Here is a 23,182-nt window from a genome sequence, read left to right as displayed (position 1 = left end):
GGAATTAACACTTGGCTCTCTACTATCACCCCAAACAAGGCGATGTGCTGCTCTGCGACTTCACCCGCGGCTTTGTGGCTCCGGAAATGCTGAAGATCCGCAAAGTCGTAGTGATATCCCCCACCGCAACCCACAGCCGCAAGCTCTGCACAGTGGTGCCGATCTCCTCCACCGCGCCAGATATCCAGCACGACTGGCACCATCTGTTGCGAACCAATCCCCTTCAATCCGATGGCTATAAACAGCTCTGGGTGAAGTGCGACATGATTTATACCGTCAGCTTCGAACGCCTCGACAAACTCCACAGAAAAACACGCGCCAAAGGACGAGAGTATTTCGTGCCGCGCCTGTGCAGCGATGACATGCGAGGCGTAATCAGTGGTATCAAAGCCTACCTGCCACTCTGAGCAGAATTGAAAACGCCCCGATTATCGGGGCGTTTTCATTGATGCTGTGTAAATACCACTAGGAGCCTGGCGCAGGCGCCGTAGGATCTTTCACCCCACCATCATCAAACAGGTTCAGCTTCTGCCGCAGCTCGTGGGCCGGCAGCGGCTCCTGCCCTGGCGGAATCGCGTTCGGGTCGGCCGGCACTTCGCCCGGTGCGCCCTCGCCTTGGGCCGGTGCCGCCGGCGCTGCGCCCTGATCGCCTTCGATCGCACGCTGGGCCTTTTTGGTCAGCACGACAATATCAATCCGACGGTTGATCGGGTTGAACGGGTCTTTAGGATCAAACAGCTGCGACGACGCAAAACCCACCACGCGCGCCACTTGCGGGTCCGGGTAGCTGCCCGCTACCAGCGCACGGCGGGCGGCGTTGGCGCGGTTGGCCGAGAGTTCCCAGTTGCCGAAGTCACCCTGGCCCGCATACGGCTTGGCGTCAGTGTGGCCGCTGATGCTGATCTTGTTCGGCACCGCCTTGATGGTGTCAGCCATGGCCAGCAGGATGTCTTCAAAGTACGGTTTCAGGCGCGCGCTGCCGGAGTCGAACATCGGCCGGTTGGCGGCGTCGGTGATCTGGATGCGCAAGCCTTCCGGCGTGATCTCGAAAGAAATCTGATCCTTGAACTTCAGCAACTGCGGGTTCTCTTCAACCTTGGTCTGCAGTTCCTGCAGCAACAATTCCAGGCGTTCCTGCTCGACCTGCTCGGCCATCGATTCGACGGTGTCGCGCTCGATCGGGATTTTTTCCTGCGGCGCTTCGGTCTTGACCTCCGGGTTGATGGTGCGCTCAGGCGCCAGCTGCGGCGAGCCGCCCAGGTCAATCACAAACGGCGTGCCGCTTTCCGAAAAGCCAATCGGGTCTTTGAAGTAACCGGCGATGGCGATCTTCTGTTCGGGCGTGGCGGTGGACATCAGCCACAGCACCAGGAAGAACGCCATCATCGCCGTGGCAAAGTCGGCGAAGGCGATTTTCCAGGCGCCGCCATGGTGCCCCGCAGCGAAGCGCTTGACGCGCTTGATGATTATCGGCTGGTTGTTTTCCATGATTTAGCGACCGCGAACCGCTTGTTCCAGCTCGGCAAAACTTGGGCGATGTTTCGGGTACAGCACCTTGCGCCCGAACTCCACTGCCAGCGATGGCGGCATGCCGGACGCCGAAGCCACCAGGCAGGCCTTGATCGCTTCGTACAAATTCACTTCTTCCTTGGCATCGTGCGCCAGGGAAGTGGCCAGTGGGCCGAAGAAGCCGTAAGCGGCGAGAATACCGAAGAAGGTACCCACCAGGGCCGCGCCCACGTGCATGCCGATGGCCTTCTGGTCGCCTTCGCCCAGGGATGCCATGGTCACCACGATGCCGAGTACCGCCGCGACGATACCGAAACCGGGCATGCCGTCGGCAACGCCGGTCACGGCGTGGGACGGATGCTCCAGCTCTTCCTTAAGGCTGAACAGCTCCATGTCGAACAGGCCTTCCAACTCGTGCGGCGCCATGTTGCCGGAGGACATGATGCGCAGGTAATCGCAGATGTAGGCGGTCATGCGCTCATCTTTGAGCACCGCCGGGTACTTGGCGAAAATCGGGCTGGCGGCGGCGTCTTCGATGTCGCCCTCGATGGCCATCATGCCTTCGCGACGACTCTTGTTGAGGATCTCGTAGATCAGTCCCAGCACTTCCAAATAAAAGGTGTGGGAAAAGCGCGAGCTGAACATGCCCAGCGACTTCTTGATCACGTGCATGGTCATGTAGCCGGGGTTGGCCTGCAGGAATGCGCCAAACGCGGCACCGCCGATGATCAACACTTCGAAGGGCTGGATCAGCGCGGCAATTTTACCGTGGGACAGGACGTACCCACCGAGCACACTTGCGATGACGACGATGATGCCGATAATTTTAGCCATAGGAGATTGGTACTTGCGCCGTCGGGTTCATGGACATATTGGGTGAAGCTGAAAACTCTTGTTCTACTTATCGGCAAAACTGCGCCAGACTATAGCCCGTTAAGGCGAAAAGCCAATTCGGCCCGTTCCGGGCGTGTAGAACGCAAGTGATGATCGCGCCCCAATCATGGCTAATGAAACGACAGTTCCAACAACAAAACCCACTACCCTCGCGGCTTGGATAAAGCGCCTGGACGATGTGCTGCTGCCTGTTCCTCAGGCTAGTCACGAACGCGTGTGCAAGGCCATCCGCGATAGCCGTAGTTCTTTACGGGATATTGCCGAGCTGATGCAACACAGCCCGGCGCTGGTGCTCAGCGTGATGCGCGAGGCCAACGACCAGGCCCATGGCAGCCTGTCAGGGCCGGCGGAAAACCTCGAAGTGGCGCTCAACCGCCTCGGCCTCAAACGCGCCGAGGAGTTGCTGGCGCGCCTGCCCTCGGTGCCGGAAAAAGACATTCCGGTGGCCCTGCGCCAACTGCTGCTGGTGAGCCAGCACGCTTCCCAGCAAGCCAACGGTTTGTTCGCCAGCCGCCTCGCGCGGTTGTGGCAAGACATTCATTGGGGCAGCCTGCTGTTTCTGTCGCCGCTGTGGCCGATGGCCGTCGCCTACCCCAAGCTTCTGGAAGAATGGGAACTGCGGGTGATCCACAAAGGCCAGTCGGCACACAAGGTCGAACAGGCACTGTTCGGCGTACGCCTGCTGGACTTGTGCCGCGGTTTGACCGAGGCTTGGCACCTGCCGATCTGGGTCTCCCAAGGCTACAACCTGCTGCTGACCGAACAGCGCTTGCTGGTCAAGGCGCTGCACATCGCCCGTGAAGACGACGCGCTGCGCCAACAGCAATTGCTCGACGCCGAACCCAACCTGCGCCGCTGGCTGAACCAGCCGGCCAACACTGTGCTGCTGGCCAACGGCCTGGCGATGTCGGCGCAGGAATCCTGGACCTGCCCGCACACCGAGCGCTGGCAGTACCTCACCGCGCTGTACCTGCAAGAGCCGCTGAGTGACGTGCAGCAACAGGTTCACCAGCAAGCGGTGACCAGCGCACGCACGACCTTGATGCCTGACCTCTGGCACCCGGCGTTGTCGCTGATCTGGCCGTGGCATGTGCAGAAAATCCATCGCGGCCTGTTGCCGGCGCCGCCGCCCACTGCCGAAGCACTCGCCGTGTGGCGCAAGCGTTGCACCGAGCTGCTGGTCGAACCGAGCCGTTTTGCCAATGCCATGCACCTGACCACCTGTGCCCGAGAAGCCTTGGTCGCCAGTGGCATGCAGCGCGTCTTGTTGTTCATGGCGGACCGCGCCTTGAGCACCTTGCGCGTGCACCAGGCCGACGGCTTGCCCAAGGACGCGGCGAACCTGAGCCTGGATGTGGTCAACAGCACGCTGCTGCAGCGCCTGCTGGAAAAGTCTGCCCAGGTACGCCTCACGCCAGACAATCACGCACAGTTCTCAGCCTTGCTGCCGCCGATCCTGCGCCGTCTGTTCAATGGCGAACACCTGTTGCTGCGTTCCTTGAGCTGCAACGGCAAGGTCGTGATGCTGATGGTCGCCGATCAGGGCGGCGGGCCGTTCTCGGAAACCACCGTGCAGGCCTTCGGCAAAACCGCTCAATGCATCGAGAAAGCGCTGCACAGCTTTACCAACCGCAGCGCTTGATGCTTGCGCTACAATCGCCCTCTTTTATCGCCAACAATTGTGCCCAGGAGACCTCACATGCCTGACTTCTCTGGCTTGCCGCTGGTGATCGAGTCCAGCGACCTGCTCGGTCAACTGGATGCTGAACACCTGATTCTGGTGGACCTCACCAGTGCCGCCCGCTACGCCGAAGGGCATATCCCCGGCGCGCATTTCGTTGACCCCAAGCGCACCCAACTGGGCCAGGCGCCCGCACCCGGTTTGCTGCCGCCCAAGGCCGACCTCGAAAAACTGTTCGGCGAACTGGGCCACACTCCGGATGCCACCTACGTGGTCTACGACGACGAAGGCGGCGGCTGGGCCGGGCGCTTCATCTGGATGCTCGACGTGATCGGCCACCAGAAATACCACTACCTGGACGGCGGCCTGCTGGCCTGGCTGGAAGAGAAATACCCAGTTTCCACCGAAGTGCCCGCCCCCGTCGGCGGCCCTGTCAGCCTCACGCTGCATGACGGCCCCACGGCCACTCGCGAATACCTGCAAAGCCGACTCGGCGCAGCCGACCTGGGTATCTGGGATGCCCGCGGCCCGCTGGAATATTCCGGCGAGAAAGTGCTCGCCGCCAAGGGCGGACACATCCCCGGCGCGGTGAACTTCGAATGGACCGCCGGCATGGATAAGGCGCGCAACCTGCGCATCCGCCGCGACATGCCGCAGATCCTCGAAGACCTCGGGTTGACCAAAGACAAAGAAATCATCACCCACTGCCAGACTCACCACCGCTCTGGCTTCACCTACCTGGTGGCCAAGGCGCTCGGTTATCCGCGAGTCAAAGGTTATGCCGGTTCCTGGGCCGAATGGGGCAACCACCCCGACACCCCCGTTGAGATTTAAGGTTTAAGGACAGTTAATGAAAAAGCAGTTGTTTATCCTCAGCCAGTACTTGCTGCCACACCACTTGCTCTCGCGACTGGCCGGCTGCATCGCCGAGTGCCGCGTGCGCTGGTTCAAGAACGCCTTCACCGCCTGGTTCGCCAGGCGCTACCAGGTGGATATGTCCCAAGCCCTGGTTGAAGACTTGACCGCCTACGAGCATTTCAACGCCTTCTTCACCCGCGCCTTGAAAGACGGCGCGCGCCCGCTGGATCAAACCCCAGGCGCGGTACTCAGCCCGGCCGACGGCGCCGTCAGCCAGCTTGGCCCAATCGAACACGGCCGTGTGTTCCAGGCCAAGGGCCACAGCTTCAGCGTGCTGGAATTGCTGGGCGGCGATGCAGCATTGGCTGCACCGTTTATGGGCGGTGATTTCGCCACTATTTATCTGTCACCAAAGGACTACCACCGCGTGCATATGCCGCTGGCCGGCACGCTTCGCGAGATGGTCTACGTGCCGGGTCGGATTTTCTCGGTCAACCAGACCACCGCCGAAAACGTGCCTGAGCTGTTTGCCCGTAACGAACGTGTTGTCTGCCTGTTCGACACCGAACGCGGCCCGATGGCTGTAGTGTTGGTAGGTGCGATGATCGTCGCGTCGATTGAAACCGTATGGGCCGGGCTGGTGACGCCGCCAAAACGCGAGCTGAAAACCTTCCGCTACGACGAGGCTGCACGCGCACCGATTCACTTGGAGAAAGGCGCGGAGCTGGGCCGCTTCAAGCTGGGTTCGACTGCAATTGTGCTGTTCGGGCCGGATCAGGTTAAGTGGGCTGAAGAACTGGTGGCGGGTACGCCGGTGCAGATGGGCCAAGGCATCGCCGCTCCTAAAGCCTGACACCGAACCCAATGTGGGAGGGGGCGAGCCCCCTCCCACATTTTTAACTGCGTTTTGCCAGTTACAACTGACCGTCGCGGTCGCGCAAGCCCAGCAGGTACAACACGCCATCCAGGCCCAACGTCGAGATCGCCTGCTTGGCCGATTGCTTGACCAGCGGCTTGGCGCGGAACGCCACACCCAAGCCGGCAATCGCCAGCATCGGCAAGTCATTGGCGCCGTCACCGACCGCAATGGTCTGTTCCAGACGCAAACCTTCCTTATGGGCCAATTCCCTCAGCAGATCCGCCTTGCGCTGCGCGTCGACAATCGGCTCCACCGCCACGCCCGTCACCTTGCCATCCACCACTTCCAGCTCGTTGGCGAACACATAGTCGATGCCCAGCTTGGCCTGCAGTTGCTTGGCGAAGTAGGTAAAGCCGCCCGATAGAATCGCGGTCTTGTAGCCCAGGCGCTTGAGTTCGGCGAACAAGGTTTCGGCGCCTTCGGTCAGGCGCAGCGAGGCGCCGATCGAGTCCAGCACACCCACATCCAGGCCTTTGAGCAGCGCCAGGCGCTCTTTGAAGCTGGCACGGAAATCCAGCTCACCGGCCATGGCGCGCTCGGTGATTTCAGACACTTGCTCGCCCACACCGGCAGCCTTGGCCAACTCGTCGATGACTTCGGCTTCAATCAGCGTGGAGTCCATGTCGAACACCGCCAGGCGGCGGTTACGGCGGAACAGCGAGTCTTCCTGGAAGGCGATGTCGACATTCAGCTCCTGCGCCACGCTCAAGAACTCGGCGCGCAGGGCTTGCGGGTCCGCCGGTTCGCCGCGCACGGAAAACTCGATGCAGCCCTTGCCCTTGTCGGCTGGCGTATCGAGCGGCATGCGACCCGACAGACGGTCGATATGATCAATATTCAACCCGTACTGGGCGGTAATCGAGCTGACGCGCTGCAACTGCTCGGCGGTGACCTTGCGGGTCAGCAGCGTCACGATGTGGCGTTTTTTGCCCTGGCCGTCGACCCAATGCTGGTAGTCGGCTTCGGAGACCGGGGTGAAACGCACCTGCTGATCGAGCTTATACGCCGTAAACAGGATGTCCTTGAGCACCGACGAAGCCTGTTCGGTACTCGGGATTTCCACGAGGATGCCGAACGACAGGGTGTCGTGGATCACCGCCTGGCCGATGTCGAGAATGTTCACACCACCCTGGGCCAGCACACCGGTAATGGCTGCGGTGAGACCCGGTCGGTCAACACCTGTGATGTTTATCAGGACAATTTCGCGCAAAGCGCACCCCCAGGCTGGAAAAAAACCGCATTCTACCCACTTTCAGTGACCATCGGGCACAGCCAGCGCTTTGCCGGTCCCAGGCCTGTCGCTATACTGCGCGTCAACTTCACGGACTAAAGAGCCGAGCTCAAGTGAACCGGCCTACGCCAGTAAAAACCGATAACTTCTTCCTGCTGATCTTCCGGGCACTGCGCCACCGCCGTGTACCGATCGCATTACGCATCGCCAGCCATAACGTGATCCTGGTCGCTCTGGCCCTGGTGATCTATGCCTGCGTGATGGGCTTGCAGTTCAAGCAGGCCATGCACGAGCAAGCCGACGCCCTGGGCGAGAGCCTGACCACTCAGACCGCCACGTCTGCGACTGAGCTGCTGGTGTCCAACGACATTCTCAGCCTCAACGTGCTGCTCAACAACCTGACCAAGAACCCGTTGGTGGCCCACGCCGCGATCTACAGCGTGGACAACCGGATCATGGCCGAAGCCGGGCAACGCCCGAAAAACGGCCTGCTGGGTGAAGCCGAAGGTTTGTATTCGAGCAACATCACGTTTCAGGATGTGAAGGCCGGCCAACTGCGCATCAGCCTGGACATGCAGCAATTCCAGCAGCCGATGACCATCAGCCTGCAAAGCATGGGCATCCTCAGTGCGATCCTGCTGGCATTGGCCCTGGCCTTGAGCTTGCGCCTGGGCCGGCATATCTCCACGCCGCTAATGCAACTGCGCATCTGGCTGCGCGATATTGACGAACACACCCCGGCCACTGATCGCCAGGATGAGATCGGCGACCTCGCCCGCCAGCTTCACGCCAGTTTCGCTCCCGAGCCGGTAGCGCCCGAGGTCGAACCCGAGCCCGAGTACGACGATACCGAGTACGACGACGAACCCGAGTTTGAAGTGCGCGACCTGCGTGATCCGGGCTTTGACGAAAGTGCCCCGGTGGCAGGCCTCAAGCCCGCGCCCCGCCAGGTCATCAAGGCTGAGGAAGATGAACTGGATGATGAAGACCCGTTCTCCGACCTGCGCGATACCTCGGCCGCCACCCCGGCGGTTGCGCCTAAGCCTGAACCGGTGAAGAACGCAGAGCCTCAGCACAGCGCCGTATTGGCCGTGCAACTGGGCGCCCAGGACCAACTGCGCCGCCTGCCCCGCGCCCGCCTGACGGAATTGCTGGAACGCTACCGCGACTGCCTGGACCAGGCCGCCTCGCTGTATCAGAGCGAGCTGCACACCCTGAATGACGGCAGCACGCTGATGCTGTTCCACAGCGAAGACAGCGGCGAAGATTACCTGACCAACGCTATTTGCTGCGGTGAGTTGTTGCGCGCACTGGGCCATGCTCTGCAGATCGAAGTGGCCGACAGCGGCATCACCTTGCAACTGCAGCTTGGTTTGACCGTGGGCGATGATCTGTTTGGCATGAGCCAGATCGACCTGCTGCTGACTGAAATCGCCCAGGATGCGCTGGCCTTGTCGCAACACAGCCGCAACCTGCTGCTGGTGGAGCGCAAGATCAGCGAAGACACGCTGATTCGCCAACGCGCGCGTATCCGCCCGATTGCCAGCCCTGAAGGCGCCAGCTGTGTGGAACGCCTGATGGAGCCGTATCCGTCGATGCTGGAGCGGCAGTTGGCGCGGATGCATGAGACCCGTACCAAGCCCTGAGGAACACCGCCCAGCCCACTGAGCAGTGGGCTTGTGGGGGAGCGGGTTTGCTCGCGAAGTCGGTGTGTCAGTCGCCAGACTTATCGACTGATCCAACGCATTCGCGGGCAAGCCCGCTCCCACAGTTGATCTTCAGCATGGCTCGAATCGCAGACAAACAAAAAGGCCCGCTGAATAAGCGGGCCTTTTGTTTGTCTGCGATTCAGATCAGAACCTGAACACTTCCATGTCCGTACGAATCGGCGTAGCCATCGGCATCTTCGGCTTTTCCGGCGCTGCGGGCTTGGCCTGAGCCGGGGCTTGCTTGCGCGGTGCCTCGGCAATCGGCGGCTGGTTGGCCAATGGCTTGAGCGCCACCGACAACTGCTGCGCCAGATGCTGCAACAACACGCCCTGGGCCTGGACCTGGGACGCGGTGGTGCCGCTGTGTTCTTCCTGCAAATGCACGATGCGGTTGTCGCGCACCTGGCCACGGCGGTCGATCAGACGCCACTGCGCGTCGAGGATGGCCGGCTGCGAGGCGCCCGAGTCAAGCCGCGTAATGGTCAGCAACACCTGCACATCCGGAGTAAAGCCGGTTGGCGCAGGCGCGAGCACCACACGCTGACTGTCCAGATGACCGGCCACCTGGCGCAACATCAGCTGGTTGATGTCGGACGACAAGCTGCCCGCCCAACGGCCGTCAGTGGAACCTTGCAGGCTGCCGTCGTTCTGACGTTGCAGCAGGGTTTCGCGTTGCAGGTAATCGGCAACGACCACCGGGCCAAGCAATACGGCCATGCCAGCGGTTTGCGCCGGCTGAGCTGGACTTCCGCTGTCCAGCTGGTACAGCGACACCGGTTGGTGCGTGCTGCAACCCGCCAGCCCCAAAAGGCCAGCGAGCATCAAAAATAAAGGAAGGCGTGGAGCAGTCATCATCCCATCCAGGTGGCTGCCACAAGGCGAACCACAATGTAATACTAAAAATAACCTAAATACGCTCGGCCACGCCGGCGCTGGAAAGGCCATATCATCCGTGAATATGCGCCATGACTCCAGCGCGAAAGCGCCGATCTACGCGTTAAATCGTAGATCGAGGGCTCTAATACGCCTTAAACCGGCGTTTCGACCAACAAAGCATCCACTCGTTGGAAGCCCCGCGGCAGTTTGTTACCGCGCCGCCCACGCTCACCCTTGTAATGTTCCAGGTCGTCAGCACGCAGCGACAGCGTGCGTTTGCCAGCCTGAAGCACCAGGGTAGAGCCTTCCGGGATCACGGCAATGTCGGTCACGTACTCTTCGCGACTGGCCACCCGCTCCCCGGGAATCCCAATAATCTTGTTGCCTTTGCCTTTACCCAGCTGCGGCAAGTCACTGATCTTGAACACCAGCAGGCGCCCTTCGGTGGTCACCGACGCCAGCCAGTTGCTCTCGCGGTCTTCCACTGTGCGCGGCAGGATCACCTTGGCGTTGTTGGGCAAGCTCAACAACGCCTTGCCCGCCTTGTTCTTGGCCTGCAGGTCTTCACCCTTGACCACAAAACCGTAACCCGCGTCGGAAGCGATCACATACAGCGAATCATCGTCCGGCAGCAGCACGCATTCGAAACTCGCCCCCGGTGGCGGTGCGAGTCGCCCGGTCAGCGGCTCGCCCTGGCCACGCGCTGAAGGCAACGTGTGCGCCGGCACCGAGTAACTGCGCCCGGTGGAATCGATGAACACTGCAAATTGGTTGGAACGCCCGGCAGCCGCGGTCTTGAAGCCATCACCGGCCTTGTACGAGAGCCCGGTAGCGTCAATATCATGCCCTTTGGCAGAGCGAACCCAACCCTTTTCCGACAGAACGACGGTAATTTTCTCGTTAGGCAACAGCTCGGTTTCTGTCAGAGCTTTCGCTTCTGCGCGCTCGACGATTGGCGAGCGACGGTCATCACCATAGGTTTCGGCATCTTTGATCAGTTCGCTACGCACCAGCTTCTTGAGCTTGGCTTCGCTGCCCAACAGCGCTTGCAGCTTGGCTTGTTCCTTGAGCAGTGCATCCTGCTCGTCGCGCAACTTCATCTCTTCCAGGCGCGCCAACTGACGCAGGCGGGTGTCGAGGATGTAGTCGGCCTGGATCTCGCTCAGCTCGAAACGCGCGATCAGTTCGGCTTTCGGGTGCTCGGCGGTACGAATGATGTGGATCACTTCGTCCAGGTTGAGATAAGCAATCAGCAAACCGTCCAACAGGTGCAGGCGACGCTCGACCTTGTCGAGGCGAAATTGCAGGCGGCGGCGCACGGTTTGTATGCGGAACTCCAGCCACTCCACCAGCAAGTTGCGCAGGTTCTTCAGCTGCGGCTTGCCGTCCAGGCCGATGATGTTGACGTTGACCCGGTAGCTCGACTCCAGGTCGGTACTGGCAAACAGGTGCTGCATCAGCACTTCGTGGTCGACCCGGCTGTTGGTCGGGATGATCACGATGCGGCATGGGTTTTCGTGGTCGGACTCGTCACGCAGGTCAGCGACTTGCGGCAATTTCGACGGTTTGGCCTGCATCAGCGCGGCGATCTGTTCCAGCACCTTGGCGCCGGACACCTGGTGCGGCAGCGCGGTGACAATAATGTCGCCGTCTTCGATGTGGTACACGGCGCGCATGCGCACCGAACCCTTGCCGGTTTCGTACATCTTCAGCAAGTCGGCGCGCGGTGTGATGATTTCCGCTTCGGTCGGGTAGTCCGGGCCCTGGATATGCTCGCAGAGCTGCTCGACCGTGGCCTTGGGTTCATCCAGCAAGCGTACGCAGGCGGTGGCGACTTCACGCAGGTTGTGCGGCGGCACGTCGGTGGCCATGCCGACCGCGATGCCGGTGGTGCCATTGAGCAGGATATTCGGCAAACGTGCCGGCAACACCAAGGGTTCGTCCAGGGTGCCGTCGAAGTTCGGGCCCCAGTTGGCGGTGCCCTGACCCAACTCGCTGAGCAGCACTTCGGAGTAACGCGACAGGCGCGCTTCGGTGTATCGCATGGCCGCGAAGGACTTAGGATCATCCGGCGCACCCCAGTTACCCTGACCGTCCACCAGCGTGTAGCGGTAGCTGAACGGCTGGGCCATCAGCACCATGGCTTCGTAGCACGCCGAGTCGCCGTGCGGGTGGAACTTGCCGAGCACGTCGCCGACGGTACGCGCCGACTTCTTGTGCTTGGAATCAGCGTCCAGCCCCAACTCACTCATGGCGTAGATGATGCGCCGTTGTACCGGCTTCAGGCCGTCGCCGATATGCGGCAAGGCACGGTCCATGATCACGTACATGGAGTAGTTGAGGTAGGCATTTTCGGTGAAGTCAGCCAGCGACCGGCGTTCTACGCCGTCTAAGCTGTCTGCGAGGATGTCACTCATGCGGGCCTCATCATTGTGTGGTCTGGCGCAGCAGCAATGTGCCGCTGCGCTGGGTAAATTCAAGTTGTTTCAATGCACTCATGCCCAGCAGCACCTGTTCCCCGTCCAAGCCCGGCGCCACGATCGCGCGGACGTCCTGCAGGACGATATCGCCCAGTTTCAGGCGGTCGAGGTGGGTGCGGTAGCCCTGAACACGGCCGTTGGCGGTGCTCAAGGTCACCGGCAGGCCACGTTTAAGCCCGAGGCGGTCGGCCAATTCGGCCGGCACCGCCACATCGGTCGCGCCGGTATCGAGCATAAACTCCACCGGCTGACCATTGATCTGGCCGCTGGCAACAAAATGCCCTTGGCCGTTGCCCAGCAATTTCACTTCGATGTAACCCTCGTGTTGCTGAGAGGTCACCACCGCATTGGGATTTTCCTGACGTGCTTCCCACTGCCCAAAAAACCGCGTAGCCAAAAACAGCCCGGCGCCCCATGCCACAAACATCAGCACACGTCCGGCGCGCTTGCCGGGCGGCTGCCCGCTCATGGCTGGGCGCTCCAGCCGCCGGCAGGCGCGGCGAAACGATAGACCACAGGGCGTTTTTCACCATCGGCACGCGGGCCAAAATTGTTGTCGATCCCCAGCCAGGCGCCCTCTGCATCCACCACCAGGGCTTCGGCCAGGCCGTAGGGCTGGGCATAGCGCCGTTTCGGCAGCAGGGTTTCGTCGGCAAACGACCAGCACAGCTCGACTTTGGCGGTGACCGCATCGCGCCGGCAAATCTGAAACGCATTGCGCTCCAGGGTAAACAGCTTGCCGTCAAACAGCGCCAGGTCGGCAAAGTCCTTGGACACAGCCTTGGCGTTGGTGAACTGCGCCGGCTGCACTTCCTGGCCAGCCTCGCTCAACAACACACAGGGACCGTCACAATCCCATACGCTCTGCCCGCGCTTGATCGAGATTAAGCCACGCCGCTCACGCTCGGCCGCCAGCCAAATCTGATTACCGGCAGGATTCACCGCCAGGCCTTCGAACAACGCGTTGAAGTGCAGCAACATGCCACTGGCGCGGGCTTCACGCACCATGCCAGGGGCGATTTTCAACCACTCGGGGGCGCCCGCCATCGGCACTTGCAGCACCGCCGCATGGGCTTCGCTGACAATGTAGCGGTTGCCGGCGGCATCGCAGGTAATGCCTTCAAAATCGAGGTCGCCACCGCGGATGAATGACGCAGCCTTGGTGCGCGAGCGCAAACCCCAGGGCAAACCGGACTCGGGCACTGGCGGCACGTCAATCTTCACGGTTTCGGCCTGCCAGGTCGGCGCACTGATATCGAGTCGGTAAATCTGGTCGTCATCGCGATCGGACACCGTCCACAGCGCCTGGCCACATACCGCCAGGCCCGAGAGGTTACCGCCGCGCATGCCGTCCACCGGATGCTCGGATATCAGCTTTAGCTCAGCCACGGGCTCGGCGACCACTTGGGCCGCCGCCAACCCGCTCAACATCAGGATCGCCAGGGCGAAACCTGTGCGCATCAGCCCAGAACCTCGGCCAGGTTGCCTTTGGACTCCAGCCAGGCCTTGCGATCCGGCGCACGTTTTTTCGCCAGCAGCATGTCCATCATTTCCGACGTGCCGGCGAAGTCTTCCAGGGTCAACTGCACCAGGCGCCGCGTGTTCGGGTCCATGGTGGTTTCGCGCAGCTGCGGCGGGTTCATCTCACCCAGGCCTTTGAATCGCGTGACCTGTGGCTTGCCGCGTTTTTTCTCGGCGACCAGGCGGTCGAGGATGCCATCGCGCTCGGCTTCGTCCAGCGCGTAGAAAATCTCTTTGCCCAAATCGATACGGTACAGCGGCGGCATGGCGACGTAGACGTGACCGGCATCCACCAATGGGCGGAAGTGCTGGACGAACAGCGCGCACAGCAACGTGGCGATGTGCAAACCGTCGGAGTCGGCGTCGGCGAGGATGCAGATCTTGCCGTAGCGCAGCTGGCTCATGTCCGCCGCGCCTGGGTCGACGCCGATGGCCACGGCGATGTTGTGCACCTCTTGGCTGGCGAGGACTTCGCTGCCATCGACTTCCCAGGTGTTGAGGATCTTGCCGCGCAACGGCAGGATCGCTTGGAATTCCTTGTCCCGCGCTTGCTTGGCAGAGCCGCCGGCGGAGTCACCTTCGACCAGAAACAGCTCGGAACGCATCGGGTCCTGCCCGGCGCAATCGGCCAGCTTGCCCGGCAACGCCGGGCCTTGGGTGATGCGCTTGCGCTCGACCTTTTTGCTGGCCTTCAAACGGCGGCCGGCGTTATTGATCGCCAACTCGGCCAGGGCCAGGCCCAGCTCCGGGTGCTCGTTGAGCCACAGGCTGAACGCATCTTTGACCACGCCGGAGACAAACGCCGCCGCTTCACGCGACGACAGGCGTTCTTTGGTCTGACCGGAGAATTGCGGCTCCTGCATTTTCATCGACAGCACGAACGCGATGCGCTCCCACACGTCTTCCGGCGCCAGCTTCACGCCGCGTGGCAACAGGCTGCGGTATTCGCAGAATTCACGCATGGCGTCCAGCAAACCCTGGCGCAAACCGTTGACGTGGGTGCCGCCCTGGGCCGTGGGGATCAGGTTGACGTAGCTTTCCTGCACGCTGTCGCCGCCTTCTGGCAACCACAGCAGCGCCCAGTCGACGGCTTCTTTATGACCGGCCAGGCTGCCGCAGAACGGCTCGTTGGGCAGGCGTTCGAAGTCGCTGACAGAGTCTTCGAGGTAGGAACGCAGGCCGTCTTCGTAATGCCACTCGACCTTCTCGCCGGTGCCTTTGTCTTCAAAGCTGACCAACAGGCCCGGGCACAGAACGGCCTTGGCCTTGAGCACATGCTTGAGGCGGCTGATGGAGAATTTGGGTGAATCGAAGTATTTCGGGTCCGGCGCGAAGTACACGCTGGTGCCGGTGTTGCGCTTGCCAACGCTGCCGATCACTTCCAGGTCGGTGGCTTTGTAGCCATCGGCGAAGGTCATCTGGTACTCGTTACCGTCGCGCTTGACCTTGACCCTGACCTGCGTGGACAGGGCGTTGACCACGGAAATACCCACACCGTGCAAGCCACCGGAAAACTGGTAGTTCTTGTTGGAGAACTTGCCGCCGGCGTGCAGCTTGGTGAGGATCAGCTCGACGCCCGACACACCCTCTTCGGGGTGGATGTCCACCGGCATGCCGCGACCATCGTCGGACACTTCCAGGGAATGGTCGGCGTGCAAGATGACTTGTACCGACTTGGCATGCCCGGCCAAGGCTTCGTCGACGCTGTTGTCGATGACTTCCTGGGCAAGGTGGTTCGGCCGGCTGGTGTCGGTGTACATGCCTGGGCGTTTACGCACCGGGTCGAGGCCCGAGAGGACTTCGATGGCGTCGGCGTTATAAGAGCTAGCGCTGGGAGTGGCCATGGGGTCTCGTCGTGAGTCGTTCGATTAAAAAGTAACCTGCGGCTTTACAGGGCTGCAAAGTCGAAGGATTGATACTGATCTGCACCAATGCCGGCAAAGCTCAACATCGCCGGCAGTTGCCGGGCGAACCCTTGGTAGCCATGGTCGCCACCGGCCTGGATGCGCAAGGCACAGGCCCGGTAATACTGTTGGGCGAGGCGATAATCCAGGGTTTCATCCCCGGTCTGCAACCACACCTGATAGCGCGCGGCGTCCTGCGGGGCTGGCACTTCCAGTTCGGCCAGGGCCGCAACGTGGTCGTGGGTCAGCTCCCAGGTTTCATCGGTATAGAGGTTCTTCTGGGTCCCCAGGTAACCGTCAAACATCCGATGCGGGCTGACCGCCGGGTTGACCAGCAGCGCCTTGAGGCCATGGCGTTCGGCAAGATGGGTTGCATAGTAGCCGCCGAGTGAGCTGCCTACCAGCAGCGGCCGCCCCAGCTGCGCAATCGCGTCTTCCAATTGAGCAATTGCCTTGCGCGGGTGGTGATGCAGGGCCGGCACGCGCAATTGGTCGGCCAGGCCAAGGCTGTCCATCACGGCGATCAACTGGCTGGCCTTGTTGGAGGCTGGCGCACTGTTGAAACCGTGGATATACAAGATCGAAGCAGACATGCCGGGCTCTCCGTGCGTCAGCCAAAGAGGCGCAGTTTACAGGGATCGGGGTGGTGTGTGAGGCCCTCTATCTAAAGGACTCAGAAGATCCACTGTGGGAGCTGGCTTGCCTGCGATGGCGGTGTATCAGTCACACATTTATTAACCGGTATAACGCAATCGCAGGCAAGCCAGCTCCCACATTTTGCTCAGTGTTCGCAGCCGTTAATAGCCGTTGCTGCCGTAATCGATGGTAAACGCGAAGCCTTCGACCCGCTCTACGCCGGTCTCCAACCGCCCGTCGGCGTGCAGGCGCAGCCAGCGGTAACCCGGCGCTTGCTCGCTGACCTTGAAGTCTTCGCTGCCCGGCGCGAACTGAATGCAGGTGGACGGCGACGCCAGCAAGCGCACGCCGTTGCGATCGCGGTCGATCTCCTGATGCACATGACCCCAGAGCAGCGCCTTGACCTGCGGAAAGCGCTCGAGCACCGCAAACAAAGCCTCCGGGTTGCGCAGGCCGATGGGCTCCATCCACGCACAGCCGATGGGCACGGGATGATGGTGAAAGCACACCAGATGATGACGGGCAGGCGCCTCGCTCAAGGCCTGGGCAAGCAATTGCAGTTGCTGATCCTGCAAGTAACCGGGCACCGAGCCCGGAACAGCCGAATCCAGCAAGGTGACGCGCCAGTTGCCGATGTCGACGACCGGTTCCAGCAAATCACTGTGTTCGGCGGCGAGGGCCATGATCTGCGGCTCGTCGTGATTGCCGGGAATCCAGCGCGCCGGCGCGTCGATCTGTCGGGTCAGGTCGCGAAACTGTTGATAGGACTCAAGCGTGCCGTCCTGGGACAGGTCGCCGGTGGCCAGCAGCAAATCGATTTGCGGCTGTTGCGAGCGCACCAACCCGATCACTCGCTGCAGGCTTTCGCGGGTGTTCATGCCCAGCAGCGTGCCATCGGCCTCGGCATACAGGTGGCTGTCGGACAGCTGCACCAGCAGCGCTGGCGCATCAGGGTTCACGGTGGATACGCTCGGCAAGGCGCTCTCCCAAGGCAATCACAGAAAAGGACAGGTGGGCGATTATGCTAGGGCAGGACGCAAAGAGGAAAGACGCAGTTCACATCTACCGCACGACTTCAAACTCATGGCCCAGGGCCAGGCAGTGGCTCAGCCATTCACCGAGGAACACATTGAGCTGTGCTTTCTCATCGGGTTGGTGCATGAACACGTTCGGGTAAGGATAGATGCTGCGAAAGCGCCGCGCATGTTCGGCGCTGATCACTTCGGCCATGCGCGCATCGTGGTAGACCTGCACCTCCAACTGCGGCACCGGCAGCCACGGCAGGCTGTGCTCCTGACGCACGCGCAGGGTGGTGGTGTACGGGCAGTTGACGATGACTTCAAGGGTCAGCACGCCAAGCATCTGGTCGCCGTGGGTCACGGCAATGCGCCGCGCCTCCGGGGTGTGGCGCATGTCGGGGAGCAAGCGCATCAGCCGCGCATAGTTGGCCTCGCAGGCGGCTTGCAACCCGATCAGGTCAACGCGATATCGTTCCCGTGCCTTTACTGCCATAACCCCCTCACTTCCGCGCGATTAAGCGCAAGCCATTGCAGGGCGATAATGCTGGCTGCGTTGGAAATTTTGCCATCACGCACCGCTTGCAGGGCATCTTCGAAAGCCCAGGTGGTGACGCGGATATCTTCTGCCTCTTCTTCCAGTCCATGGACGCCACCGGCCCCGGTGCTGTCGCAACGGCCCAGGTACAAGTGGACAAATTCGGTACTGCCACCGGGCGATGGGAAATATTTAGTAATCGGCCACAGCGCGGAGAATGTCAGCCCAGCTTCCTCCTCGGCTTCGCGGTGTGCAACCTCCTCAGGTTCTTCATCCTTGTCGATCAGGCCGGCAACCATTTCTATCAGCCACGGGTTGTCGGTACGGCCCATGGCGCCCACGCGGAATTGCTCGATCAGCACCACTTCATCGCGCTGCGGGTCGTAAGGCAACACGCACACCGCGTCATGCCGAACAAAGACTTCACGGTTGATCACCCGGCTCATGCCGCCGTCGAATTTCTCGTGGCGCAGTTGCACGCGATCAAGCTTGTAGAAGCCCTTGTAGGCATTGTCGCGCTGAACAATCTCGATTTTGTTCGGCGTCGACTTGGCAATGTCCGTCATATTCTTCCTCGTTTACGCGGGTGCAATTCGCGCCATCCTAACGCGCCCTTGCCACTTGATGCAGCCCCTTTCCAGTTGCCGGGATAGACGGCGGAGGTCAAACTCACTCTAATCAGCTTAGTGGCGAACTGACGGCTCTGTTCGCAGTCGAAGCGCTACTCTTTTTCGCTTTCCATCGATTTCCGAAGGACGCACATGTCGCTTTTAAAAATCGCCTCCGTGGCTTGTATTGCCTTGACCCTGGGTGCCTGCCAGAGCCTGTTCCAGCCCAGCTACCTGAAGCCGCTGGACACCAAATCGGACGCCTCCGAACAGATCAAACCCGGCTGCGGCAGCCCTGACTGCCCGCTGGTGAACATTGATACCGTGCACTTCCCCAGCGAGCCGCAGCTCGACACGATTGTGGAGCAACGCCTGCTGCAAATGACCCGCACCACGCCCGGCGCCAGCGTGCCGCCGACGCTGAATGCCTACCGGGACAAGTTCCTGCGCGAATCGCCAGACCGCAACAGCATGTACTTGCAGGCCAAGGTACGTGACCAGCATGACGGACTGGTGATCATTGAAGTGTCCAGCTACCTGGACACCGGAGCCGCCCACGGTGAACCCGGCCGCGGTTTCATCAACTATTCACGCCTGCAGCACAAAGAGCTGAGCCTGACCGACATGCTGCTGCCGGGTCAGGAGCAGGCGTTCTGGAACACCGCGAAAGTCGCCCACAACAGCTGGCTGATCAATTCGCAGATGGACCGCGACCCGGAGTTCGTGAAGAACTGGCCGTTCCAGAAAACCCCGAACGTGGCCTTGACCAGCGACGGCGTGGTACTTAAGTACAACGTGGCCACCATTGGCCCGTACGCATTGGGGCTGATCGAAATGACCATCCCCTATGCGCGCCTCACCGGCGTGCTCAAGCCTGAGCTGATGCCCGCGCGCCACTGAAGGCCCGCCCCAGGATCAATTGCAACAGCCCTGCCAGCAGCAATGCCGGCAGGGTTGCACCAACATCCGGATACAGGTTGGCGAGCAGGTGATACGTGGCGATGCCACCCAGCCAGGCCACCAGCGCCGGCCAATGCAAAGTGGCGACCGCGCCCTGGCCACGACGGCGCAGGATGAAATGATCCACCAGCACCACGCCGAACAGCGGCGCGAACACCGAGCCGATCAGCAACAGGAAGTTCTGGTACTGCGCCAACGGCGCGAAGCAGGCGATCAGTGTGCAGATAACGCCGATGGCCAACGCCAGGTGTTCGACCTTCCAACGCAGCAAAATCCCGCTGGAGACTGCCGCCGAGTGAATATCGGCAAAGGCGTTTTCCGACTCGTCCAACAGGATCAGCAACAGCGGAATGCCCAGGCCCGCACCGGCCAGCGCCAGTAACAGCGCGTTCACTTCACCGCTTGGCGCGAACGCCAGGGTGTAGGCCACGCCGAGGCTCATCAGCCAGAAGTTGCCGATAAAAAAGCCCAGCGCCGTCCCGCCGAATACATTTTTTGCGCGTTTGCCGAAGCGAGAGTAATCGGCAATCAACGGCAGCCACGACAACGGCATGGCGATGGCGATATCAAAACCCACCGCAAACGGCATCGAGCCGTCACCGGATTTTGCCCACAACGCGGCGAGGTCGGCCTTGGCGAACAGGTTCCAGGTCAGCCACATGCAGGCGGCCAGCAGCAGCCAGATGCCCCACTTGCGCAGGATCTGGCGCACAAAAGTCAGCGGGCCACTGACGGCCAGTAACGTCGCCAAACCGCCGAAAAATAGCGTCCACAGCAAAGGACTCGCCAGCAGGCTACCCTCGCTGAACGCTCGGGTGCCCAGCAAACTGGCGGCGTCGCGCATCACGATGATTTCGAACGAGCCCCAGCCGATCAGCTGCAGCAGGTTCAGCAATGCCGGCAGGCTGGCGCCTTGGGCGCCGAGGCTGAGTTTGAGCGCGGCCATGGCCGACAGGCCCGTGTCGCTGCCGATCACGCCAACGGCGGCCAGCAACAGCACGCCCACCAGCGTGCCGAGAAATATCGCCAGCAGCGAACCGTACAAGCCCAAGCCCGGTGCGAGCAAGGCGCCGGTTTGCAGGACCATCAGGCCGATGCCGAGGGAAAACCACAGGGAAAAGAGATCGCGGGCGCCGAAGACGCGTTTGTCGCTCGGCACCGCTATATCGGGGGAGTAGGTACTCGGTTGAATGCTCAAGGGTGTTATCTCTGAGGGGCATGTGTTGTTTGCTAGATCGCTATCGCGGGCAAGCCCGCTCCCACATCCGACCGCATTCCAAAGGTGGAACTCGATCAATGTGGGAGTCGGGCTTGCTCGCGAAGAGGCCCCTACAGGCGCCCGCAATCCCGGATCAGAACTTTTTGCACAGCTGACTGCCTTCCACATTCAACCGCATTCCAAAGGTGGAACTCGATCAAATGTGGGAGCGGGCTTGCCCGCGAAGAGGCCCTTACAGGCGCCCGCAATCCCGGATCAGAACTTTTTATACAGCTGACTACCTTCCACATTCGACCGCATTCCAAAGGTGGAACTCGATCAAATGTGGGAGTCGGGCTTGCCCGCGATGACGGCAGTGCAGGCACCGCCGCCTATGGATCAGACCTTCTTATAAAGCTGACTACCTTCCTGCTTGAACCGCTGCGCCTGCTCGGCCAAGCCCTTGGCCACGTCCACATCCACCGCTTCAATGCGCTGGTTGGCCGCGTACTCACGCACTTCCTGGGTGATCTTCATCGAGCAGAATTTCGGCCCGCACATCGAGCAGAAGTGCGCGACCTTGGCCGAGTCTTTCGGCAAGGTTTCGTCGTGATACGAGCGCGCGGTGTCCGGGTCCAGCCCAAGGTTGAACTGGTCTTCCCAGCGAAACTCGAACCGCGCCTTGCTCAAGGCGTTATCGCGGATCTGCGCTCCCGGATGTCCCTTGGCCAAATCCGCAGCGTGCGCCGCGATCTTGTAAGTGATGATCCCGGTCTTCACGTCATCCTTGTTCGGCAGGCCCAAGTGTTCTTTGGGCGTGACGTAGCAAAGCATCGCGCAACCGAACCAGCCGATCATCGCCGCGCCGATGCCCGAGGTGATGTGGTCGTAGCCCGGCGCGATGTCGGTGGTCAGCGGGCCGAGGGTGTAGAACGGCGCCTCGTCGCAGCATTCGAGCTGCTTGTCCATGTTCTCTTTGATCAACTGCATCGGCACGTGGCCGGGGCCTTCGATCATGGTTTGCACGTCGTGCTTCCAGGCGATCTTGGTCAGTTCGCCCAATGTTTCCAGCTCACCGAATTGCGCGGCGTCGTTGGCGTCGGCAATCGAGCCCGGACGCAGGCCGTCGCCAAGGGAGAAGCTGACGTCATAGGCCTTCATGATTTCGCAGATTTCGTCGAAATGCGTGTAGGTGAAGTTCTCTTTGTGGTGCGCCAGGCACCACTTGGCCATGATCGAACCACCACGCGAGACGATCCCGGTGACGCGCTTGGCGGTCAGCGGCACGTAGCGCAGCAGCACGCCGGCGTGGATGGTGAAGTAATCGACGCCCTGCTCGGCCTGTTCGATCAGGGTGTCGCGGAACAGCTCCCAGGTCAGGTCTTCAGCGGCGCCGCCGACTTTTTCCAGGGCCTGGTAGATCGGCACGGTACCGATCGGCACCGGCGAGTTGCGGATGATCCACTCGCGGGTTTCGTGAATGTGTTTGCCGGTGGACAAGTCCATGACGGTGTCCGAACCCCAGCGAATGCCCCAGGTCAGTTTCGCCACTTCTTCTTCGATGGACGAACCCAAAGCGCTGTTGCCGATATTGCCGTTGATCTTCACCAGGAAGTTACGGCCGATGATCATCGGTTCCAGTTCGGTGTGGTTGATGTTGGCCGGGATGATCGCGCGGCCACGGGCGATTTCTTCGCGCACAAATTCGGGGGTGATGATTTTCGGCACGCTGGCGCCGAAGCTGTGGCCGGCGTGTTGCTGCTCGAGCAGGCCGCTGGCGCGGGCTTCTTCGAGCTTCATGTTTTCGCGGATGGCGACGTATTCCATCTCGGCGGTGATGATGCCTTTGCGCGCGTAGTGCATCTGCGTGACGTTGGCGCCGGCCTTGGCGCGGCGCGGGTTTTTCACGTGGGCAAAACGCAGCGCGGTGAGTTCGGCGTCGCTCAGGCGCTGTTGGCCGAAGTGCGAGCTCAAGCCCGATAGGCGCTCGGTGTCGCCCCGGGATTCGATCCACGGCGAGCGCACATCGCCCAGGCCTTTGCGCACGTCGATGATCACATTCGGGTCGGTGTACGGGCCGGAGGTGTCGTAGACCACCACGGGCGCGTTGATTTCGCCGCCGAAGTCGGTGGGGGTCACGTCCAGGCTGACTTCGCGCATCGGCACACGAATGTCCGGACGAGTGCCTTGCACGTAGATTTTTTGCGAGCGGGTAAACGGCTGCACGGAGCCGGAGTCGACCTTGGCCGATTCACTCAAGTGCACGGTGGTTTTCAGTTTTGTACTTTTTATTTCTGTGCTCATCACGGGCTCTCCAACTATCCAGGCGGTGGATTTTTGTCGGAGCGAACCTGTGACGGATGGACGCACTGAAACCAGTGCTGTGCAAGGCACGAGGGCTGTTCGATTGTCGAACAACATCCCGGACGAAGCACAAGAGGACTCGCCGGGTGACGAGAAATCTTGTTCCCTACGCAGGCGCTAACCTGATCAGGTTCAACGGGATCCGGTATTTACCGATCTCAGCCTTCCAACAAGGCACCCCGACAAGAACGCGGCCAGTCTAGACCATGGCGTGGGCAAATTGCCAATGGCGGTGCATTCAGCGTGATGAATGGCGTGATTGCGGGATTGTTGCGCCGGG

Annotated in this window: 20 protein-coding genes and 1 riboswitch; of the genes, 6 read left to right on the top strand and 14 right to left on the bottom strand. The window is 61.2% G+C overall.

Features of this window, described 5'->3' with window-relative positions:
* The first annotated feature begins 11 nt into the window (after positions 1 to 11).
* Entirely contained in the window at positions 12 to 407 is a 396-nt protein-coding gene (locus FPT15_RS08980; RefSeq protein WP_145160148.1) for a type II toxin-antitoxin system PemK/MazF family toxin, read from the top strand.
* 58 nt (positions 408 to 465) lie between these two features.
* Here the strand turns inward: FPT15_RS08980 and motB are convergent, their stop codons facing one another.
* The gene (gene motB / locus FPT15_RS08975) at positions 466 to 1,488 is read right to left on the bottom strand and encodes a flagellar motor protein MotB (RefSeq protein ID WP_145160146.1); all 1,023 of its coding nucleotides are present in this window, start codon (positions 1,486 to 1,488) and stop codon (positions 466 to 468) included.
* Between the two features lie 3 nt (positions 1,489 to 1,491).
* Positions 1,492 to 2,343: a flagellar motor stator protein MotA gene (gene motA, locus FPT15_RS08970; protein WP_017138472.1), complete on the bottom strand. Its 852-nt coding sequence runs from the start codon at positions 2,341 to 2,343 to the stop codon at positions 1,492 to 1,494.
* A gap of 166 nt (positions 2,344 to 2,509) precedes the next feature.
* On the opposite strand from motA, the gene FPT15_RS08965 reads away from it, so the two are divergent.
* From FPT15_RS08965 to asd, 3 genes are read left to right on the top strand one after another with little or no spacing between them, the layout of a single operon-like run.
* Positions 2,510 to 4,045 (top strand): HDOD domain-containing protein, encoded by a 1,536-nt coding sequence (locus FPT15_RS08965; RefSeq protein ID WP_145160143.1) that lies wholly within the window; start codon positions 2,510 to 2,512, stop codon positions 4,043 to 4,045.
* A gap of 57 nt (positions 4,046 to 4,102) precedes the next feature.
* The gene (locus tag FPT15_RS08960; RefSeq protein WP_145160142.1) at positions 4,103 to 4,918 is read left to right on the top strand and encodes a rhodanese-like domain-containing protein; all 816 of its coding nucleotides are present in this window, start codon (positions 4,103 to 4,105) and stop codon (positions 4,916 to 4,918) included.
* Positions 4,919 to 4,934: 16 nt separating this feature from the next.
* Entirely contained in the window at positions 4,935 to 5,795 is an 861-nt protein-coding gene (asd, locus tag FPT15_RS08955) for an archaetidylserine decarboxylase (RefSeq protein ID WP_145160139.1), read from the top strand.
* Between the two features lie 61 nt (positions 5,796 to 5,856).
* On the opposite strand, the gene serB is transcribed toward asd, so the two are convergent.
* Positions 5,857 to 7,071, bottom strand: a complete 1,215-nt coding sequence (serB, locus tag FPT15_RS08950) for a phosphoserine phosphatase SerB (protein WP_145160137.1) — start codon at positions 7,069 to 7,071, stop codon at positions 5,857 to 5,859.
* A gap of 134 nt (positions 7,072 to 7,205) precedes the next feature.
* Here serB and FPT15_RS08945 point away from each other — a divergent pair, with 134 nt between their 5' ends.
* Positions 7,206 to 8,738, top strand: coding sequence for an AhpA/YtjB family protein (locus FPT15_RS08945; RefSeq protein ID WP_145160135.1), 1,533 nt, complete (start codon positions 7,206 to 7,208; stop codon positions 8,736 to 8,738).
* Positions 8,739 to 8,945: 207 nt separating this feature from the next.
* Here the strand turns inward: FPT15_RS08945 and FPT15_RS08940 are convergent, their stop codons facing one another.
* The 9 genes from FPT15_RS08940 to FPT15_RS08900 form a co-directional block, all read right to left on the bottom strand.
* On the bottom strand, positions 8,946 to 9,653 hold the full coding sequence (locus tag FPT15_RS08940; RefSeq protein WP_145160133.1) for a membrane integrity-associated transporter subunit PqiC: 708 nt from the start codon (positions 9,651 to 9,653) through the stop codon (positions 8,946 to 8,948).
* A 176-nt stretch (positions 9,654 to 9,829) separates the two neighbouring features.
* On the bottom strand, positions 9,830 to 12,094 hold the full coding sequence (gene parC / locus FPT15_RS08935; RefSeq protein ID WP_145160131.1) for a DNA topoisomerase IV subunit A: 2,265 nt from the start codon (positions 12,092 to 12,094) through the stop codon (positions 9,830 to 9,832).
* Positions 12,095 to 12,104: 10 nt separating this feature from the next.
* Positions 12,105 to 12,626: a TIGR02281 family clan AA aspartic protease gene (locus FPT15_RS08930; RefSeq protein WP_145160129.1), complete on the bottom strand. Its 522-nt coding sequence runs from the start codon at positions 12,624 to 12,626 to the stop codon at positions 12,105 to 12,107.
* Positions 12,623 to 13,618 carry an esterase-like activity of phytase family protein gene (locus FPT15_RS08925; RefSeq protein WP_145160127.1) on the bottom strand — a complete coding sequence of 332 codons (996 nt, stop codon included), beginning with the start codon at positions 13,616 to 13,618 and terminating at the stop codon, positions 12,623 to 12,625. The genes FPT15_RS08930 and FPT15_RS08925 overlap by 4 nt, the downstream gene beginning before the upstream one ends.
* The gene (parE, locus tag FPT15_RS08920; protein ID WP_145160125.1) at positions 13,618 to 15,522 is read right to left on the bottom strand and encodes a DNA topoisomerase IV subunit B; all 1,905 of its coding nucleotides are present in this window, start codon (positions 15,520 to 15,522) and stop codon (positions 13,618 to 13,620) included. The genes FPT15_RS08925 and parE overlap by 1 nt, the downstream gene beginning before the upstream one ends.
* A 44-nt stretch (positions 15,523 to 15,566) precedes the next feature.
* The gene (locus FPT15_RS08915) at positions 15,567 to 16,175 is read right to left on the bottom strand and encodes a YqiA/YcfP family alpha/beta fold hydrolase (RefSeq protein WP_145160123.1); all 609 of its coding nucleotides are present in this window, start codon (positions 16,173 to 16,175) and stop codon (positions 15,567 to 15,569) included.
* A gap of 204 nt (positions 16,176 to 16,379) precedes the next feature.
* Positions 16,380 to 17,195, bottom strand: a complete 816-nt coding sequence (gene cpdA, locus FPT15_RS08910) for a 3',5'-cyclic-AMP phosphodiesterase (protein WP_145160121.1) — start codon at positions 17,193 to 17,195, stop codon at positions 16,380 to 16,382.
* Between the two features lie 85 nt (positions 17,196 to 17,280).
* A complete protein-coding gene (locus FPT15_RS08905) occupies positions 17,281 to 17,730 on the bottom strand; it encodes a DUF1249 domain-containing protein (RefSeq protein ID WP_003209507.1) in 450 nt (149 codons plus the stop codon).
* The gene (locus FPT15_RS08900) at positions 17,721 to 18,338 is read right to left on the bottom strand and encodes an NUDIX domain-containing protein (protein ID WP_145160119.1); all 618 of its coding nucleotides are present in this window, start codon (positions 18,336 to 18,338) and stop codon (positions 17,721 to 17,723) included. Before FPT15_RS08900 ends, FPT15_RS08905 begins: the two co-directional genes overlap by 10 nt.
* 195 nt (positions 18,339 to 18,533) lie before the next feature.
* On the opposite strand from FPT15_RS08900, the gene FPT15_RS08895 reads away from it, so the two are divergent.
* Positions 18,534 to 19,280 (top strand): RsiV family protein, encoded by a 747-nt coding sequence (locus tag FPT15_RS08895; RefSeq protein WP_106577603.1) that lies wholly within the window; start codon positions 18,534 to 18,536, stop codon positions 19,278 to 19,280.
* Here FPT15_RS08895 and cytX read toward each other — a convergent pair.
* Entirely contained in the window at positions 19,249 to 20,538 is a 1,290-nt protein-coding gene (gene cytX / locus FPT15_RS08890; protein WP_145160117.1) for a putative hydroxymethylpyrimidine transporter CytX, read from the bottom strand. The two genes, FPT15_RS08895 and cytX, sit on opposite strands and share 32 nt — an antisense overlap.
* 399 nt (positions 20,539 to 20,937) lie before the next feature.
* Positions 20,938 to 22,842 (bottom strand): phosphomethylpyrimidine synthase ThiC, encoded by a 1,905-nt coding sequence (gene thiC / locus FPT15_RS08885; protein ID WP_145160115.1) that lies wholly within the window; start codon positions 22,840 to 22,842, stop codon positions 20,938 to 20,940.
* A gap of 146 nt (positions 22,843 to 22,988) precedes the next feature.
* A riboswitch (TPP riboswitch) is annotated at positions 22,989 to 23,094 on the bottom strand.
* Positions 23,095 to 23,182: the final 88 nt, after the last annotated feature.

This window comes from Pseudomonas sp. RGB (genome assembly GCF_007713445.1).
Taxonomy (GTDB): Bacteria; Pseudomonadota; Gammaproteobacteria; order Pseudomonadales; family Pseudomonadaceae; genus Aquipseudomonas.
Note: the sequence above shows the minus strand (reverse complement) of the source record. Positions and strands in the feature narration are given on the sequence as shown.

What these genes read in the sequence shown, in the direction of transcription:
- motB (WP_145160146.1), bottom strand. Translation starts at nt 1,488, where the DNA reads ATGGAAAACAACCAGCCGATAATCATCAAGCGCGTCAAGCGCTTCGCT.
- motA (WP_017138472.1), bottom strand. Translation starts at nt 2,343, where the DNA reads ATGGCTAAAATTATCGGCATCATCGTCGTCATCGCAAGTGTGCTCGGT.
- FPT15_RS08965 (WP_145160143.1), top strand. Translation starts at nt 2,510, where the DNA reads ATGGCTAATGAAACGACAGTTCCAACAACAAAACCCACTACCCTCGCG.
- FPT15_RS08960 (WP_145160142.1), top strand. Translation starts at nt 4,103, where the DNA reads ATGCCTGACTTCTCTGGCTTGCCGCTGGTGATCGAGTCCAGCGACCTG.
- asd (WP_145160139.1), top strand. Translation starts at nt 4,935, where the DNA reads ATGAAAAAGCAGTTGTTTATCCTCAGCCAGTACTTGCTGCCACACCAC.
- FPT15_RS08940 (WP_145160133.1), bottom strand. Translation starts at nt 9,653, where the DNA reads ATGACTGCTCCACGCCTTCCTTTATTTTTGATGCTCGCTGGCCTTTTG.
- parC (WP_145160131.1), bottom strand. Translation starts at nt 12,094, where the DNA reads ATGAGTGACATCCTCGCAGACAGCTTAGACGGCGTAGAACGCCGGTCG.
- FPT15_RS08930 (WP_145160129.1), bottom strand. Translation starts at nt 12,626, where the DNA reads ATGAGCGGGCAGCCGCCCGGCAAGCGCGCCGGACGTGTGCTGATGTTT.
- FPT15_RS08925 (WP_145160127.1), bottom strand. Translation starts at nt 13,618, where the DNA reads ATGCGCACAGGTTTCGCCCTGGCGATCCTGATGTTGAGCGGGTTGGCG.
- parE (WP_145160125.1), bottom strand. Translation starts at nt 15,522, where the DNA reads ATGGCCACTCCCAGCGCTAGCTCTTATAACGCCGACGCCATCGAAGTC.
- FPT15_RS08915 (WP_145160123.1), bottom strand. Translation starts at nt 16,175, where the DNA reads ATGTCTGCTTCGATCTTGTATATCCACGGTTTCAACAGTGCGCCAGCC.
- FPT15_RS08905 (WP_003209507.1), bottom strand. Translation starts at nt 17,730, where the DNA reads ATGGCAGTAAAGGCACGGGAACGATATCGCGTTGACCTGATCGGGTTG.
- FPT15_RS08900 (WP_145160119.1), bottom strand. Translation starts at nt 18,338, where the DNA reads ATGACGGACATTGCCAAGTCGACGCCGAACAAAATCGAGATTGTTCAG.
- FPT15_RS08895 (WP_106577603.1), top strand. Translation starts at nt 18,534, where the DNA reads ATGTCGCTTTTAAAAATCGCCTCCGTGGCTTGTATTGCCTTGACCCTG.
- thiC (WP_145160115.1), bottom strand. Translation starts at nt 22,842, where the DNA reads ATGAGCACAGAAATAAAAAGTACAAAACTGAAAACCACCGTGCACTTG.